Here is a 15,472-nt window from a genome sequence, read left to right as displayed (position 1 = left end):
GCTATGCCATCAGCGGTGCCAGCCGCGCTGCGTGCTCGCGCAGTGAGGAGACGTGGCGCAGCATGAGGTGTTCGTGATCGACGTGCCCCGACAGGGCCAGGCTGCCGACGAGCGCGCCCGTTCCGGACCGGACGGGGACGGCGACGCAGGCCGACGCGTCCCGGAGCTCCCCGAGTTGCATGGCGAAGCCTTGGCTTCGGATCAGGTCCAGATGCGCGAGCAGCTCGCTCCTCGCGACGATCGTGCGGGCCGTCAGCGCCCGTGGCTCCCAACGGGGAATCACGGATTCGAGTTCCGACTTCTCGGCGAGAAGGAGCTTGCCGACCGCGCACGCGTAGAGGTGCTGGTTGAGGAACGACTCGTCCTCCGGCGGCGGATATTCGGGGTCGGCGTCGGCAGCGCGGACGGCGACGTTGGTGTAGTAGAACAGGTGGACCCCGAAGCGCACCGACAGTCGCAGTTCGGCGAGAACGTCACGCGCCGCCGCACACACCGTGGGCACGACGGCGGCGTCGACGAGGATCCCGATCTTCTGGCCCAGCGCGAACCCGGACAGGTCGGGGAGCCGCACCACATAGCCTTCGCCCACGAGAATGTTGAGCAGACGGTACGTGGTCGCCGACGGCATCGACAGGCGGGCCGCGATGTCCTTCGCGGTGACACCCGAGCCCGCCCGGGCCACCTCCTCGAGCACCCGCAGCGCGCTGGTGACGGCCTTCGGCTGCCGCCCCGACAGGGCTCTGTCGTCGGCGTTCACCGGCGAACCTCCCACGGTCGGTACCGGCCCAGCAGGTCTTCGGCCACGGCCTCGTCGTACACACCCATCCGTTCGCCGATTCCGGGGGATCTCCTGGCGCGGATGGCGAAGACCGCGGCGCCCAGAAGCATCAGGAGTACGTAGACGGCGGTCGCTGCGCCCGCGACATACGTTCGCGAGAACGCCGCCCACCCGACCAGCGCGACCATCGCCGTCGCCGCCAGCACGCCGATGATCAGGGGAAGCCGAGTCAGTTCGCCGATCCGCCGGAGGAACGCCGGCGTCGCGACGCACAGCAGGACATACGCGAGGACGTAGCCGTGCGCGGACACGGCGAGAAGTCCGATCAGGACGTCCCGGCTCGAACCGCTGACGAACAAATAGAGGACGGGCACCGCGACGACGACCGGCATCGCGACCGTCAACGCCACGTGCGGGGTGTGGAACCTGCGGTGCGTCCGGCCGAACACGCTCGGAACCACCCCTTCGCGGCCCATCGCGAACAGGGTGCGCGACAGCGCCGTCGTCGAACCGAGGACACACGCGAACCAGGAGGCGGTGATGCCGAGTTCCATGACGATCGACAGCGCCGACGAACCGGCGCCCGACGTGTCGGGCAACGTGAGGACGATCGGTAGCGAGTCGACTCCCTGCCGCACCGGCTCGGGCAACTGCAGGGCGGCCGCGAACACATACAGAACGCCCAGTGCGATGGGGGTCCACCGGATGGCGCGCGGGACGGCGACGAACGGGTTGCGGGCTTCCCGCGCCACCGTGCCCGCGCTCTCGAATCCGACGAACGACGTGATCGCGAGCAGTACGGCAAACCCGACGGCGGATCCCGATTTCGCGCCGCCCGCGGACGGGGTCGCGCCCTCGCGGACCGATTGCACGAACGCGACCACCAGCGCGGCGGAGGCGGCCACGATCGCGAAGACCTCGATGGCGAGCATGATCCGCGCCGACAGCGTCACGCCCCGGACCATCAGGAGAAGGGCGAGCAGTCCGACGATCGCCGCGAGGACTGCGATGAGGGGCGACCCCGCCGGAAGCCCGACTCGACCGAGCAGCGCGGCGAGGTAACTCGCGGCTCCGAGCGTGCTCGCCATGGCCGCGGCGGCGTAGCCGATGAGCAGCGACCAGCCCCCGCCGAAACCGGGCACCGCCCCGAGTCCCTTCACGATGTAGCTGTAGAGACCGCTGACGGCCACCATCCGGGTGGCGAACTGTCCGATGCAGTAGCCGACCGCCGTCATCAGAATCGCTGCCGCGACGAACACCGCGATGGTCGCCCGGCCCGCGTCGGGTATGACGAGAGCAGGCAGCGTGACCATCACGGCCGACGGTGCGACCGCGGAAACGGACTGCCCGAGCAACTGGACGAAACTCAGACGCGCCCGCTCGAGACCGGCGACCGGTGATCTACTTCTGATTCTCGGTGTACCGGACACCACCCACCTGCTCTCCACACTTTCCGGCCGGCCCCGCGCGAGTGATCAACCCGGGGCTGCATGAGTTGCACGCTAGCGCAGGAGACGAGCGCAATGCGCCGATCGGAATTAATTTTCGATCACCTCGAATGAGAATGGCCGGCGAATTCGTTCCCGATTTCGCAGCCTGCGCCGGCTCACACGGCGGATCAGCTGCGCAGACCCGAAAAGCCGGAATGAGAATCGGCGCCGCCGTGGTCGGAGAAGTCGAATGAGAATGCCGCAGTCGCCGATTCCCATCCGGATTTAGTAGTGACCGGCGACACATTCGGGGTTTATCGTGGGTTCAGGCCGCAGCACGACGAGGCGAAATTGTCCGCCAAAAGTGTTCTGCAGAAGCCGGATTCATTCACAGATTCATTCACTCCATCGAAGAGGACATGATGACTGCAGTCGTTCACACCCCAGCCGGACTCGACCCCCGGGTCGTCGACTTCGTTTCGTCGCCGAAGCGCATGTTCGTCGACGGCCGATGGGTGGACTCGGCGTCGGGCAGGACGTTCGAGACGGTCGATCCCGCCACCGGACAGGTGATCACGACAGTGCCGCACGCGGGCATCGAAGACGTGGACCGGGCGGTAGCGGCGGCCCGGCGGGCCTTCGAGTCCGGGCCGTGGCGCTCCCTCACCCCCGCGGAACGTCAGCGGATCCTGTGGAAGATCGGCGAGGGCATTCTGGCCCGGGCGGATCAGTTCGCGCAGCTCGAGTCGATCGACAACGGCAAGTCCGTGGCGGTGGCGAAGGCCGTCGACGTGACATGGGCGGCGGAGATCTTCTTCTACTACGCCGGCTGGGCCACCAAGATCGAAGGCCGCACCATCCCCGTGTCGGTGCCGTGGGCGCCCGGAGCCCGCTTCCATGCCTTCACCACCCGTGAGCCGGTCGGTGTGTGCGCACAGATCATCCCGTGGAACTTCCCGCTGGTGATGGCCGCGTTCAAGGTGGCACCCGCGCTGACCTGCTCGAACACGATGATCCTCAAGCCTGCGGAGCAGACCCCGCTCACCGCGCTGCTCCTTGCCGAGGTGATCGCCGAGGCCGGCGTCCCCGGCGGCGTGTTCAACGTGCTCACCGGTTTCGGCGACATCGGCGCGGCGCTGTCGAGCCACGACGACGTCGACAAGGTCGCGTTCACCGGTTCGACCGAGGTCGGAAAGAAGATCGTCAATGCCGCGTCGGGGAACCTGAAGAAGGTGTCCCTCGAGCTCGGTGGCAAGAGCCCGCAGGTGGTCTTCTCCGACGCCGACCTCGAGGCTGCGATCCCGGGCGTGGCCAGCGGGTTCCTGTTCAACACGGCCAGGCCTGCACGGCCGGAACGCGTCTGCTCGTCGAGGATCGAATCTTCGACGAATTCACGTCCGGGGTAGCCGATTTCGCGAAGTCCCAGAAGATCGGACCGGGACTCGACCCCACCAACGACATCGGCCCGCTGATCTCCCAGGAGCAGTTGGGCAAGGTCACCGGATACATCGACGCCGGGCTCGCCGACGGTGCCCGCGCCCTCTCCGGTGGGCGGCGGCACGGCGACACCGGCTTCTACGTCGAGCCCACCCTGCTGGTCGACGTGAACCGGGAGTTCAGCGTGTACCAGGAGGAGATCTTCGGCCCGGTCGCGGTGGCGGTGCCGTTCAACCGGGAGGAAGGCGTCCGCGCAGCCGCCAACGACACCCCCTACGGCCTCGCCGCCAGCGTGTGGACCCGGGACGTGTCGCGCGCCCACCAGGTGGCCGCCGAGATCAAGGCGGGCACGGTGTGGGTGAACTGCCACAATGCCTTCGACACGGCGCTTCCGTTCGGCGGCTACAAGCAGTCCGGGTGGGGACGCGAACTCGGTGAAGGCGCCATCGCCGAATACACCCAGAGCAAGTCCGTCAACATCGCACTCTAGATTCTCGGACCCGAATGAGAATCGTCCTGCGTGCGTTCTCATTTGCTGTCGACGAACTGTGACGCTTCGGCAACTGCGCCGACAACCCGCAGTCGCATGCTCGTCCCAGAGCTCACCGCGGAGCATCCACGCAGACCCTCTCCTCGTGAAAGTCGAAGGAAGCCATGACAACCAACGCCCCCACGCACTCGAGTGCGGTCAGCGACGGCACCCCTCGCAGGCTGGCAGGCACCCTCGGTCCGGGTGCCATCGTGTTCATGGTCGTCGCAGCGGCGGCCCCGTTGACCGTGATCGCCGGAACCGTCCCTCTGGGTATCGCAGCGGGCAACGGCGCCGCCTATCCCGCGTCGTACATCGTCTGCACGGTGGTGTTGCTGTTCTTCGCCGTCGGATTCACAGCGATGGCCAAGCACCTCCCCGGCGCCGGCGCGTTCTACACCTACATCACGCAGGGCCTGGGCCGGCACGCCGGTCTCGGCTCCGCGTTCCTCGCGCTGCTGTCCTACACCGCAGTCCAGGGCGCGGTGTACGGATACATCGGAGCCGCCGTCAACGATTTCATCACCGCTCACGGCGGCCCCGAGCTTCCCTGGTACGTGTGGGCCCTGGCCGTGACGGCCGTGGTCGCGATCCTCGGCTACCGGCACATCGATCTGTCCGGCAAGGTGCTCGGCGTACTCCTCGTCTGCGAGGTCGGGATCGTCCTCGTCATCGACGCCGCCGTCATCGTCCGGGGCGGCGGCGACGAGGGATTCTCGACGGCGGCGTTCCACCCCGCCGAGTTCTTCTCCGGAGCACCCGGCATCGCATTGATCTTCGCCATCGCCGGGTACATCGGATTCGAGGCCACCGCCGTCTTCCGGGACGAGGCCCGCGACCCGGGCCGCACCATCCCCCGGGCCACCTACCTGGCGTTGCTGGTCATCGGCGGTTTCTACGCGCTGTCGAGCTGGGCGATGGTCAGTGCGTGGGGCGACGAGGGCGCCGTGGCCATCGCGACCGAGAACCCGGAAGGGATGATCACCGAGACCGCCACCCGCTACGTCGGCGCGATCGCCGGCGACCTCGTTCAGATCTTCCTGATCACGAGCCTGTTCGCCGCACTGCTGTCCTTCCACAACGTGCTCTCCCGGTACATCTTCTCCCTCGGGAACAGCGCGGCCCTGCCCGCAGGATGCGGCCGCTCGCACGTCAAGCACGCGTCGCCGTACGTCGCGTCGGTCGTGCAGACGGTGTCCGCTCTCGTCCTGATCGTCGCGTCCGCCGTTGCCGGACTCGACCCGGTGACCGAGGTGTTCGCCTGGTTCGCCGGTGTGTCCTCGGTCGGGATCGTCGCACTGATGACCCTGACCTCCGTGGCCGTCCTCGTCTACTTCGGCCGGACCCGGGTGGACCGGCGGCTGTGGAACACGGTGATCGCACCACTGCTCGGACTCGTCGGCCTGGCCGGGCTCCTGATCATGACGGTCGCCAACCTTCCCCTTCTCGTCGGCGGGTCGAGCACTCTCGCCGCCGTCATCGGGGTCCTGCTCGTCGGGACCTTCGCCGGCGGAGCAGCCGTCGCCGTGCTCCGACCCCACGCCGCACGCCACGACACCGCTCTACCGCAGCACGACACGAACGACACCATCATCGACAAGGAGATCGCACGATGAGTACCGCCACCACCGAGACCCCGGCCACCGTCGGTTCCGCCGCCCCGGATCATCCGCTCACTCCGTTGTCCGCGGACGAGATCCGTTCGGCGAAGGCGCTCCTCACCAACGAGGGACTGATCGGCGAGAACGTGCGCTTCGTCTTCGTCGCACTCGCCGAGCCGCACAAGTCCACTGTCCTCGCATTCACGCCGGGCGACCCGATCGAGCGACGCGCCCGGATCCTGCTGCTCGATCGATCCACCGGCATCGGCACCGATCTCGTCGTGTCGGTGACGGAGAACCGTGTGATCAGCTCGACCACCGTCGATTCCGCCACCGACGGCCACGTCCCGATCCTCGACGAGGAATTCGAGGACATCGAGGCGTTCCTGCTCGGCAGCTCCGACTGGCTCGCGGCGATGGCGAAGCGCGGCATCGAACCGTCGAAGGTCCGGGCGGTTCCCCTGTCGGCCGGCGTGTTCGGTCACGAGGACGAGGTCGGGCACCGCATCGTCCGTGTCCTCGCCTTCCATCAGGAGGACAAGGCTGATCTGCCGTGGGCGCACCCCATCGACGGGGTCGTGGCCTACGTCGACCTCACCGAGCGTCGCGTCGTGAAGGTGGTCGACGAGATCGAGCTTCCCGTCCCCGCCGAGCGTGGGGAATGGAACGCCGAACCGCACGCCACACCCACCCGCACCGACCTCAAGCCGATCGAGATCACTCAGCCCGAGGGCGCCAGCTTCTCCGTCGACGGCAACGAGATCACGTGGGCCGACTGGAAGTTCCGCTTCGGTTTCGATGTGCGCGAGGGCCTGACACTGCACCAGCTTTCGTTCGACGACGGCGGAGTCGAACGACCCGTGATCTATCGTGCCTCGATCGCCGAGATGGTGGTTCCCTACGCCGATCCGTCCCCGGTCCGCTATTGGCAGAACTACTTCGACCAGGGTGAGTACCTGTTCGGCCGGTACACCAACTCGCTCGAACTCGGCTGCGACTGCCTCGGCGAGATCCAGTACTTCGACGTCACGATCGCCGACGAGTCCGGTGACCCGCGCGTCATGAAGAACGCGATCTGCCTCCACGAGGAGGATTACGGCGTCCTGTGGAAGCACACGGACATGTTCAACGGCATGACCGAGACCCGCCGCTCGCGTCGCCTGGTCATCTCGTTCTTCCTCACCATCGGCAACTACGACTACGGCTTCTACTGGTACCTCTACCTCGACGGCACCATCGAACTCGAGGCGAAGGCCACCGGAATCGTCTTCACGTCCGCGTACCGCGGCGCAGAGGGATTCTCCACCCAGATGGCTCCCGGGCTCGGCGCCCCGTTCCACCAGCACCTCTTCTCCGCTCGACTCGACATGGCCGTCGACGGTAACGTGAACACCGTCGAGGAGGTGGATGCCGTGCCCGTCCCGATGGGACCGGAGAACCCGTGGGGCAATGCCTTCCGCTGCCAGAAGACCAAGCTGACCACCGAATCCGAGGGGCAACGCACCGCCGACAACCTCAAGGCCCGGGTCTGGCACATCACCAATCCCACCAAGCAGAACCGCCTGGGTCAGGACGTCGGGTACGCGCTGCACCCCGAAGGTCAGCCGGTGCTCCTGGCAGACCCGTCCAGTTCGATCGCCTCCCGCGCCGCGTTCGCGACCAAGCACCTGTGGGTCACGCAATACGACGAGTCCGAGCGCTATCCCGCAGGCGACTTCGTCAACCAGCACCCGGGCCGGGCCGGCTTGCCCACGTTCGTGGCGGGCAACCGGGACATCGAGGGCGAAGACCTGGTGCTGTGGCACACGTTCGGGCTGACGCACTTCCCCCGGCCCGAGGACTGGCCGGTCATGCCGGTCGACTATGCCGGGTTCAAGCTCAAGCCGGTCGGATTCTTCGACCGCAACCCCGCGCTCGACGTGCCGGCGAGCACCGCGAAGCACTGCTGCGAAGGTTAGAAGTCGTGTCCGCCGTCTATGCTCCGACCGTCCGCCGCACCAGCCATTGGTTGCGGCGGGCGGCCGCGGCCCTTGCGGTCGCCGCGGCAGGGCTCCACGCCGCGTCGCTCGGTGAGCATGCGACGTCCTCGCCGTTGATCGGCCTGGTGACCGTCGCGATGATCTTCGGATGCCTGTACTGCGCGCGGCACCTGTGGGTGCGCGGTTCGCACCGGGATTGGGGGCTCGTCGCGCTGATGAACGTCGGCATGATCGCGCTGCACCTCACCGTGATGAGTCCCGGTGCCGGTGGCGGTGGCCATCACGGGCACGCGATGCATGCGGCAGCGTCGGCTTCGATGGGTCATTCGATGTCGACTCCGATGGCGGCGGCACTCGCGACCGCCGCACTCGAAGCGGTGGTCGCCGTGACGGTGCTGTTCTACCAGACTCGGCTCGACGGCCGAGGCGTCCCCCACTGACGACGAGCGTCAGTTCTGAACCGGTGCAAGGTTGTTCGCTACCAGTGCGAGAATGTCGTTCGCGTGACTGACGGCAATGAAATGACCACCACCGCTGATCGGGTGCCAGACAGCTCCCGGGGTCTTGTCCGCTACGGTCTTGTTGATGATTTCAGGCACCAGGGTGTCGGCGCTGCCCTGCCAGAAATGGACGGGGCGCGTCACTTTCGTCATGTCGAACGGCCAGGCCTTGTAGAGCATCGTGGCGTCGACGACGAGTCCGTCCGCGCCGTGTCGAAAACACTCGCGCCCTGCCCTCAGAAACGCGTCGAGGACCTCCTCGTCAGCCAGCACCTCCCGATCCGCGGTGCACGCCGACTGCATGATCGCCTTCGCGTAGCGATCCGAGAAGTGTGTGGCACTCATACCGAGCACGTCGTACATGAGTGTGAAACCGGGGTGGAAGTGAAGCGCCAGGCGGCCGCCCAGCGCGTCCACGCTGCTGAGATACTGCGCGGCCCAGTTCGATCCGAACGTTCCGTAGTTGCCACCGGCGATGCACACGACATCGACGAGGCGCGCGGGGTCCAGATACGCGGCGGCCGCCAGGGCCCAGGGTCCACCCTCCGACCAGCCGGTTACCGCGAATCGATGTGCGCCGAAGGAGTCGGCCAGCAGCAGGAGGTCATCGGTCCAGCCTTCGAAGGTGCGGCCCGGCTGAGGATCGGACCCGCCGATGCCCGGCCTGTCCGCGCACACGAATCTCAGTCCATTGGCCTTCGCGTACGAATCGAACAGCTCGGCCTCCAATCGGCTCGAGGGTCCGCCGTGGTTGTGCAGTACGAGTGGTCCGCCCGGGTCACCGGCTTCGAGATACGTGATGGTCCGGTCGCCGACCCGGATACTTCCCTCTCGTGTCACGTGTACTCCTCACAGTGTTGGCCGGACGCCGAAACTGGATTGGCGGCGTCGAAACTGCAGGTACTCGATCTCCCTCATACTAGGCTTCACCGGCAGGCAGGCGGTACACCCGTCGTGCGGTTTCGCCGAAGAAGAGTGCCTGTTCTGCCGGCGACAAGTCGCCGAGTGCTGCCTGGACGGTGGACACCATGGTTTCGGTATCCCACAGCAGACGGTCGATCGGATAATGAGAGGCGAACATGCATCGCTCGGCGCCGAAGATTCTGAGCGCCGCCCGTATCCACCTCCCGATCGCGTCTGGGGATGTTCCGAAGATGAGCGCGATTCCCTGAAACTTGAGAACGACGTTCGGAAACCGACTCACCGCCGTGAGGCGCTCTTCCCAACGGGAGAAGCCCTCGGCAGTGAGGTCGAGCGGCCACCCGACCGCCTCCAGCACGAAGGTGGTGTCGGGAAACGCAGCGATGAGTTCGTGCGTGGCGGGTAGCTGCTCGTCGTACACGAGCAGATCCCACACCAGCCCCGCATCCGCAACCTGCTCGAATCCGCGCAGCCAGGCCGGGTCCGACAGGTAGTCGCCGCGTGCACCCAGGCGCTTGCCGGGGTCGGCCGCCCAGTACAGCGGCTGACGCACGGCCCGGACCACCGGGAGATCCCGATATCGCGCGAGAACGCCTGCGAGATCGACTGAATCGAGCTGCACGGCCGCGATGAAGGCGTTCGGAACACCGACACGGTCGGCGCAGTGCTGAACCCAGATGGCCTCCGCGACACCGTCTGCTGCACCGAACTCGCACGCGACCGAGGCCGTGACGGGCATCCCCTCGACCTGTGCCCGATAGTCGTGCGGCAGGTACCGGCGCGCGGCGTCGTAGTAGTTCGGCAGCAAGGCGGTCAGCGCGGGTGGGCGACTGTCAATCCACGGGTACACGAGGTCGGGCAGGTTGATGAAATGATGATGAGCATCGACAATGTCCACCTCACGCAGCATATTTCAGTTGTGGACGGGGGACCGGGCAATTGGTCGAGCGCGACCCGTGGTCGGTGTGGATCGTTAAGGTGTTGACATGGAGCGCCGGATCAACGAAGCCCTGGTCCATTACGTCGAGCACGGCGCCGGCGTGCCGCTCGTGGCGCTGCACGGCGCCGGCGTGGATCATCGTGAGATCGAGGCGGCGATCGAGGCCATCGTTCCCGGTACGGGATACCGACGGATCTACCCGGACCTGCCGGGAATGGGCCTCTCGACAACCGGCGGCCTGACCTGCAACGACGATGTGGTCACGCTGCTCGGTGACTTCATCGACGGCCTGGGCGCGGGCCCGGTAATCCTGGTTGGACATTCCTACGGCGCCTACCTGGCTCGTGGCGTGGCCGCCCAGCGACCGGACACGGTGCTCGGTCTGGCGTTGTTGTGTCCGGTCACCGAGCGGTCACGAAACGTGCCCGACCACGCCGTGGTTCGCCGGGACGCCGATGCCTACGACGAACTCGAACGTGCGCAGTGGGCGGGGTTCGACGAGTACTTCGTCGTGCGCACACCGGCCACCGCTCGCCGCTACCGCGACCATGTGGTGCCAGGTACGACGCTCGTCGACGAGGATGCCCTCGGGCCGATCTTCGCCGGGTGGACGGTCGACGTCGGGTCGAGCGTGTTCTCGGGGCCGACGTTGATCGTGGCCGGCCGCCGCGATTCGGTCGTCGGGTACGCCGACGCGGCCGAATTGGTCGAGCGCTACCCGCACGCCACCCTGGCGGTCGTCGAGGACGTCGGCCACGCGCTCATGCACGAGCGGCCCGAACTACTCACCGTATTGCTCGGTGACTGGTTGGATCGGCTCGATCACTCTTCGTCCAGGTGACCGGAAGTTCGTGCACGCCGTAGATGTTCATGTCGGTCCTGAGTCTCACCTCGCCGGCGGGGATGGCGAGCCCCAGGGTCGGGAAGCGGCGCAGCAGCCCCTCGAAACCGGCCCGCATCTCGATGCGGGCCAGCTGCTGGCCCAGGCACAGATGGACACCGTGGCCCAAGGACAGGTGACCGCGCGCCTTGCGCCGGATGTCCAGGGTGTCGGGGTTGTCGAAGCGCCGCGGGTCGCGGTTCGCGGCCAGCAACGAGACAACGACCGTCGATCCCTTCGGGATTGTTTCGCCGCCGAGTTCGATGTCCTCGGTGGCGTAGCGATAGAAGATGTCGGCAACGGATAGGTAGCGCAGAAGTTCCTCGACGGCATCGGGGAGCAGGTCCGGGTCTGCGCGCAGTTCCGCCAGCTGCTCGGGGTTCTCCAGCAGGGCGAAGGCGCCCAGCGCCAGCATGTTGGCGGTCGTCTCATGGCCGGCGAGCAGCAACAGGAAGGCGGCGCCGGTCAGCTCTTCGATGGTGAGATCGTCGTCGCGGGCCAGATCGGACAGTATGTCTTCGCCGGGGGCGGCGCGCTTGCGCGTGACCAGTTCGGCCAGGTACGTGGTCAGTGCGCTGTACGCGGCCATCTTCTCGTCGAGCGGCTGGTCCTTGACCAGGAACTTGGCGGAGTTGACCTGGAAGTTCTCCCGGTCCGCGTAGGGGACACCGAGCAGTTCGCAGATCACCAGCGAGGGCACCGGCAGCGCGAACTCCCTGACCAGGTCGACCGGCGGGGTCAGGCGCGCCATCTCGGCCAGTTGCCGCTCGGCGACGTCGACGATGTGGTCTTCGAGCTGCTTCATACGTTTGACGGTGAAGGCGCCGGTGAGCTTGCGCCGCAGCCGGGTGTGGTCCGGCGGATCCATGGCGATGAACAGGCCCGGCACCTGCGGGGACGGCGCGGTGGCGACGGGCATGCCGGGGGTCTCGTACGGCACGTGGAGAACGCCGATGTCCTGGCGGGAGCTGAACCGGGTGTCGGCCATGAGCTGGCGGACCGCGTCGTAGCCGGTGACGAGCCAGCCCTCGTGACCGTCGGGGAAGACCATCGGACTGACAGGGCGAGCCTCGCGCAGCCGGGTGATCTGCCGGGGCGGGTCGAAGGGGCCCGCATCGCGTTCCATGGGGAGGCCGTACGGGATGGCGACTGTTTCAGTCATCGGATTTCCTTTCGTGGCAGTGTTAGTTGCGGGTGCCGCTACCGCGAGTACTCGCGGTTGAAAAGCCGTTTCGACCAGAGGTATCCGCCGAGGGTGATGACGACGCACCAGCCGAGCGCGATCCATACGTTGTTCCCGATCGGGGTACCCATGAGCAGGCCTCGCAGGGTTTCGATGATCGGGGTGAACGGCTGGTACTCGGCGAACCAGCGCAGCCCGGCAGGCATGGAGTCGGTGGGGACGAACCCGCTGCCGAGGAAGGGCAGCAGAACCAGCGGCATACCCACATTGCTCGCGGCCTCGACGGTCTTGCTGACCTGGCCGAGCGCGACGGAGAGCCAGACGAGCGCGAACGTCACCACCACCAGGAAACCGGCAGTGGCCAGCCACGCGCCCACCCCCGCGGTGGGCCGGAAGCCGACAAGCAACGCCACGCCGATCACGATCGCGACGCTGAGCATCGCCTGGATCACGCTGCCCAGCACGTGTCCGGTCAGCACCGAGACGCGGGCGATGTGCATGGTGCGGAACCGGGCGATGATGCCCTCGGTCATGTCCATCGCGACCGAGATCGCTGTCCCTTGGACCGCGGCCGTCACGGTCATCAGGATGATCGCGGGCACAACGTAGTTGACGTACTCGGCGCGCCCGCCGGACACCCCGCCGAGCCCCGCGCCCAACGTGCCGCCGAACACGTAGACGAACAGCAGCAGGAAGACGACCGGCATTCCCACGAGCGTCACGGTCATCGACGGGTACCGCAGCAGGTGATTGAGGTTGCGGCGCAGCATCGTTGCCGAGTCGCGCAGCGGGTGGAACCGGAGGTCCGCCGGGGCCGGCCCGGCGAGGGTGTGGGCAGGGGTGCTGATCATGAGGTCACCTTCTCGTTGTGCGGGTTGCCGGTGAGAGCGAGGAAGACGTCGTCGAGATCGGGGGTGTGCACGGACAACTCGTCGACCTCGATGGCCTGGTCGTCGAGCCGGTCGATCAGGGCCTTCAGCGAGCGGAGGCTGCCGTCGCTGGGCACACGCAGGGCGAGCTTGTCGGTGTCGCGCGAGACCTGACCGAGGACGCGCTCGGCTTCTTCGAGGCCGTGCGGGTCGGCGAACCGCAGGCGGACGTGGCTACCGGGGATGCGGCGCTTGAGCTCGTCCGCGGTTCCCTCGGCGACCAGTCGGCCGTGGTCGAGGACCGCGATCCGGTCGGCCAGCTCGTCGGCTTCCTCCAGGTACTGGGTGGTCAGGAAGATGGTGACGCCGGTGGCCACCAGGTCCCGGACGATCTGCCACATGCCCCGGCGGCTGCGCGGGTCCAGGCCAGTGGTCGGCTCGTCGAGGAAGATCACTCGCGGGCTACCGACCAGGGTCATCGCGAGGTCGAGCCGCCGTCGCATGCCTCCGGAGTACGTCGAGACGGGCTTCGAGGCCGCGTCGACGAGGTCGAACTGTTCGAGCAGCTGGGCGGCGCGCCGCCGGCCGTCGCTGCGGGCGAGGTGGTGCAGATCCGCCATCAGCAGCAGGTTCTCCTTGCCGGTGAGCAGGTTGTCCACCGCCGAGAACTGGCCGGTGACACCGATCGCGGCGCGCACCGCGTCGGATTCGCGGGTGAGGTCGTGGCCGGCGACTCGGGCGTCACCTGCGTCGGCGCTGATCAAGGTAGACAGAATGTTGACCGTGGTGGTCTTCCCGGCGCCGTTCGCGCCGAGCAGTGAGAAGACCGTTCCCTGCGGGACGGTCAGGTCGATGCCGTCGAGCACGACGTGGTCGCCGAACGACTTGCGCAACCCGGTCACCGCGATGGCCAGCTGAGATTGCCTGGGGGTCATGGTTTTCCTTTCTCGAGGGCAGAAGTGGATCAGGAGCGGCGGATCGTGATGCCGCCGAACGAGGTGTGCGCACGGACCTCGACGGTCTCGTCGGACGCCTCGGGCCGGGTGGTGTTGTCCAGCAGGTTGCGTACCTGCCCGAACTTGGTGTTCACCTCCAGCCAGGCCGCGGTGCCCTCGGCGATGCCGATCTCCAGGTCGCCCATCGCGGTCCCGAGCTCGACCGAGCCACGGGCCACCTCGCCGAGTCGAATGCTGCCGTTCGACGTCTTCGACTCGACACTCGCCCCGGCCCGGTCGACGGAGATGTCGCCGTTCGCCGAGCGCACTTGCACGTCGCCGGTCACCGTGGTGATCGTGGTGTCGCCGTTGGAGTTCTTGACGATTGCGGAGCCCTCGATCTCGCCGATGCGGACCTTCCCGGAGCCGGTGCGGATCTCGGCGTTGCCTGCGACGCCGTCCGCGGTGACGTGACCGGCCGCGGTGTCCACACGCAACGGACCGGTCTGCTCGAGCCGGACGTTCCCGGTAGAGGTCTTGAACCTGCACTGCCCGAGCCGGCCCGTGCCGCTGAGGTCTCCCACCTGCACCTCGCCGGAAACCTGCGAGCCGCTGGGCAGGTCGATGGACACCTCCACCGACCTGCTCTTGCGGGAGAAGTCGAGAACGCGCGCTTTCGGCCCCGTCACCTGGAGCACGCCATTCGCGTACTCGACGCGGACCCGTTGGGCGGCTTGCACATCCGACTCGTCGGATTCGTCGCTCGGGCGCACGTCGACGGTGGTGTCGGTGCGGTCGCTCGCGGTGATCCGCACATTGCCGACGCCGAGCTCGAGCGTGACGGAAATCGGTTCGGGTGTATCGAAATTGGGCATGGCTGTCCCCTCATGATGGGTGGGTGACACATCCCCGCAGGTCGGGGACGTGGTGTGGGTGTGGTGGAAGGCGGTGCGGCTAGCGCACCCAGCCGGTGAGGCTCTGCTTGGTCTGTTTGCCGCGCTGCTGGGCGTGCTGGACGCGGTCCGGTTGCTGCAGCGCGGACGAAGCTGCACGGACCAGCCAGGCGTTGACCGAGCGCCCCTCCTTGGCTGCGGCCTCCTCGACCGCCGCCTTGAGCTGTTCGGGGAGGCGCACATTGATTCGCGAGGTCGGGCCGTCTTCGGCGATCGGTGTGCCGCCGTCCGCCGGTGCCGAATCGCCCTCGGCCGCGTCCTCGATAGGCTCGGCGGGCCGTGCGTTCACGACGAAGTTCGGATCGCGTCCACGCAGGCGCAGCTCCACCGATCCCGGGGCCAGATCCTGGGTGATCTCGTCCGTCGCAGCGGACAGCGCGTCCAGCAGCGTCATCCGGATCGCCGACTCGAGCGACCCGGTCAGGCGCTCGACCAACGCACGGGATTCTTCACCGCCGGCTTCGGCGAGGGTGGCGAATTCACGTCCGAGGTTGCTCACATACGGTGTCAAATCCATGGTGCCAAGCATGGCACCAA

At 67.2% G+C, this 15,472-nt stretch carries 13 protein-coding genes and 1 pseudogene; 5 read left to right on the top strand and 9 right to left on the bottom strand.

Annotated features, from left to right (window positions below):
• Position 1 precedes the first annotated feature (1 nt).
• Both ACFWAY_RS18940 and ACFWAY_RS18935 read right to left on the bottom strand, forming a co-directional pair.
• Positions 2–757 carry an IclR family transcriptional regulator gene (locus ACFWAY_RS18940; protein ID WP_378511655.1) on the bottom strand — a complete coding sequence of 252 codons (756 nt, stop codon included), beginning with the start codon at positions 755–757 and terminating at the stop codon, positions 2–4.
• Positions 754–2,208: an APC family permease gene (locus ACFWAY_RS18935; RefSeq protein WP_378511654.1), complete on the bottom strand. Its 1,455-nt coding sequence runs from the start codon at positions 2,206–2,208 to the stop codon at positions 754–756. The genes ACFWAY_RS18940 and ACFWAY_RS18935 overlap by 4 nt, the downstream gene beginning before the upstream one ends.
• A 422-nt stretch (positions 2,209–2,630) precedes the next feature.
• On the opposite strand from ACFWAY_RS18935, the pseudogene ACFWAY_RS18930 reads away from it, so the two are divergent.
• From ACFWAY_RS18930 to ACFWAY_RS18915, 4 genes and pseudogenes are all read left to right on the top strand, one after another.
• Positions 2,631–4,135: pseudogene (locus ACFWAY_RS18930) on the top strand (aldehyde dehydrogenase family protein).
• 164 nt (positions 4,136–4,299) lie between these two features.
• On the top strand, positions 4,300–5,790 hold the full coding sequence (locus tag ACFWAY_RS18925) for an APC family permease (RefSeq protein WP_378456417.1): 1,491 nt from the start codon (positions 4,300–4,302) through the stop codon (positions 5,788–5,790).
• A complete protein-coding gene (locus tag ACFWAY_RS18920; RefSeq protein ID WP_378511653.1) occupies positions 5,787–7,733 on the top strand; it encodes a primary-amine oxidase in 1,947 nt (648 codons plus the stop codon). Before ACFWAY_RS18925 ends, ACFWAY_RS18920 begins: the two co-directional genes overlap by 4 nt.
• A 5-nt stretch (positions 7,734–7,738) precedes the next feature.
• Positions 7,739–8,194, top strand: a complete 456-nt coding sequence (locus ACFWAY_RS18915) for a hypothetical protein (RefSeq protein ID WP_378511652.1) — start codon at positions 7,739–7,741, stop codon at positions 8,192–8,194.
• Positions 8,195–8,203: 9 nt separating this feature from the next.
• On the opposite strand, the gene ACFWAY_RS18910 is transcribed toward ACFWAY_RS18915, so the two are convergent.
• A complete protein-coding gene (locus ACFWAY_RS18910) occupies positions 8,204–9,094 on the bottom strand; it encodes an alpha/beta fold hydrolase (RefSeq protein WP_378511651.1) in 891 nt (296 codons plus the stop codon).
• Positions 9,095–9,173: 79 nt separating this feature from the next.
• Complete coding sequence (locus ACFWAY_RS18905) at positions 9,174–10,085, bottom strand: amidohydrolase family protein (protein WP_378511650.1); 912 nt, start codon at positions 10,083–10,085, stop codon at positions 9,174–9,176.
• Positions 10,086–10,161: 76 nt separating this feature from the next.
• Between ACFWAY_RS18905 and ACFWAY_RS18900 the strand changes: the two genes are divergently transcribed.
• Positions 10,162–10,956, top strand: a complete 795-nt coding sequence (locus ACFWAY_RS18900) for an alpha/beta fold hydrolase (RefSeq protein ID WP_378511649.1) — start codon at positions 10,162–10,164, stop codon at positions 10,954–10,956.
• Here the strand turns inward: ACFWAY_RS18900 and ACFWAY_RS18895 are convergent.
• The 5 genes from ACFWAY_RS18895 to ACFWAY_RS18875 all read right to left on the bottom strand — a co-directional run bounded on the left by ACFWAY_RS18895 (position 10,901) and on the right by ACFWAY_RS18875 (position 15,452).
• A complete protein-coding gene (locus tag ACFWAY_RS18895; protein ID WP_378511648.1) occupies positions 10,901–12,157 on the bottom strand; it encodes a cytochrome P450 in 1,257 nt (418 codons plus the stop codon). The two genes, ACFWAY_RS18900 and ACFWAY_RS18895, sit on opposite strands and share 56 nt — an antisense overlap.
• Before the next feature lie 38 nt (positions 12,158–12,195).
• On the bottom strand, positions 12,196–13,029 hold the full coding sequence (locus ACFWAY_RS18890; protein ID WP_378511647.1) for an ABC transporter permease: 834 nt from the start codon (positions 13,027–13,029) through the stop codon (positions 12,196–12,198).
• On the bottom strand, positions 13,026–13,982 hold the full coding sequence (locus tag ACFWAY_RS18885) for an ATP-binding cassette domain-containing protein (RefSeq protein ID WP_378511646.1): 957 nt from the start codon (positions 13,980–13,982) through the stop codon (positions 13,026–13,028). The genes ACFWAY_RS18890 and ACFWAY_RS18885 overlap by 4 nt, the downstream gene beginning before the upstream one ends.
• 29 nt (positions 13,983–14,011) lie before the next feature.
• Positions 14,012–14,857, bottom strand: coding sequence for a DUF4097 domain-containing protein (locus ACFWAY_RS18880; RefSeq protein WP_378511645.1), 846 nt, complete (start codon positions 14,855–14,857; stop codon positions 14,012–14,014).
• Between the two features lie 79 nt (positions 14,858–14,936).
• On the bottom strand, positions 14,937–15,452 hold the full coding sequence (locus tag ACFWAY_RS18875) for a YlcI/YnfO family protein (RefSeq protein ID WP_378456408.1): 516 nt from the start codon (positions 15,450–15,452) through the stop codon (positions 14,937–14,939).
• Positions 15,453–15,472 lie beyond the last annotated feature (20 nt).

Origin of the sequence: Rhodococcus sp. NPDC059968, from assembly GCF_042738615.1 — a bacterium.
GTDB lineage: Bacteria > Actinomycetota > Actinomycetes > Mycobacteriales > Mycobacteriaceae > Rhodococcus_F.
The sequence above is the reverse complement of the archived record's forward strand: the minus strand, read 5'-3'. Positions and strand labels throughout refer to the sequence as shown.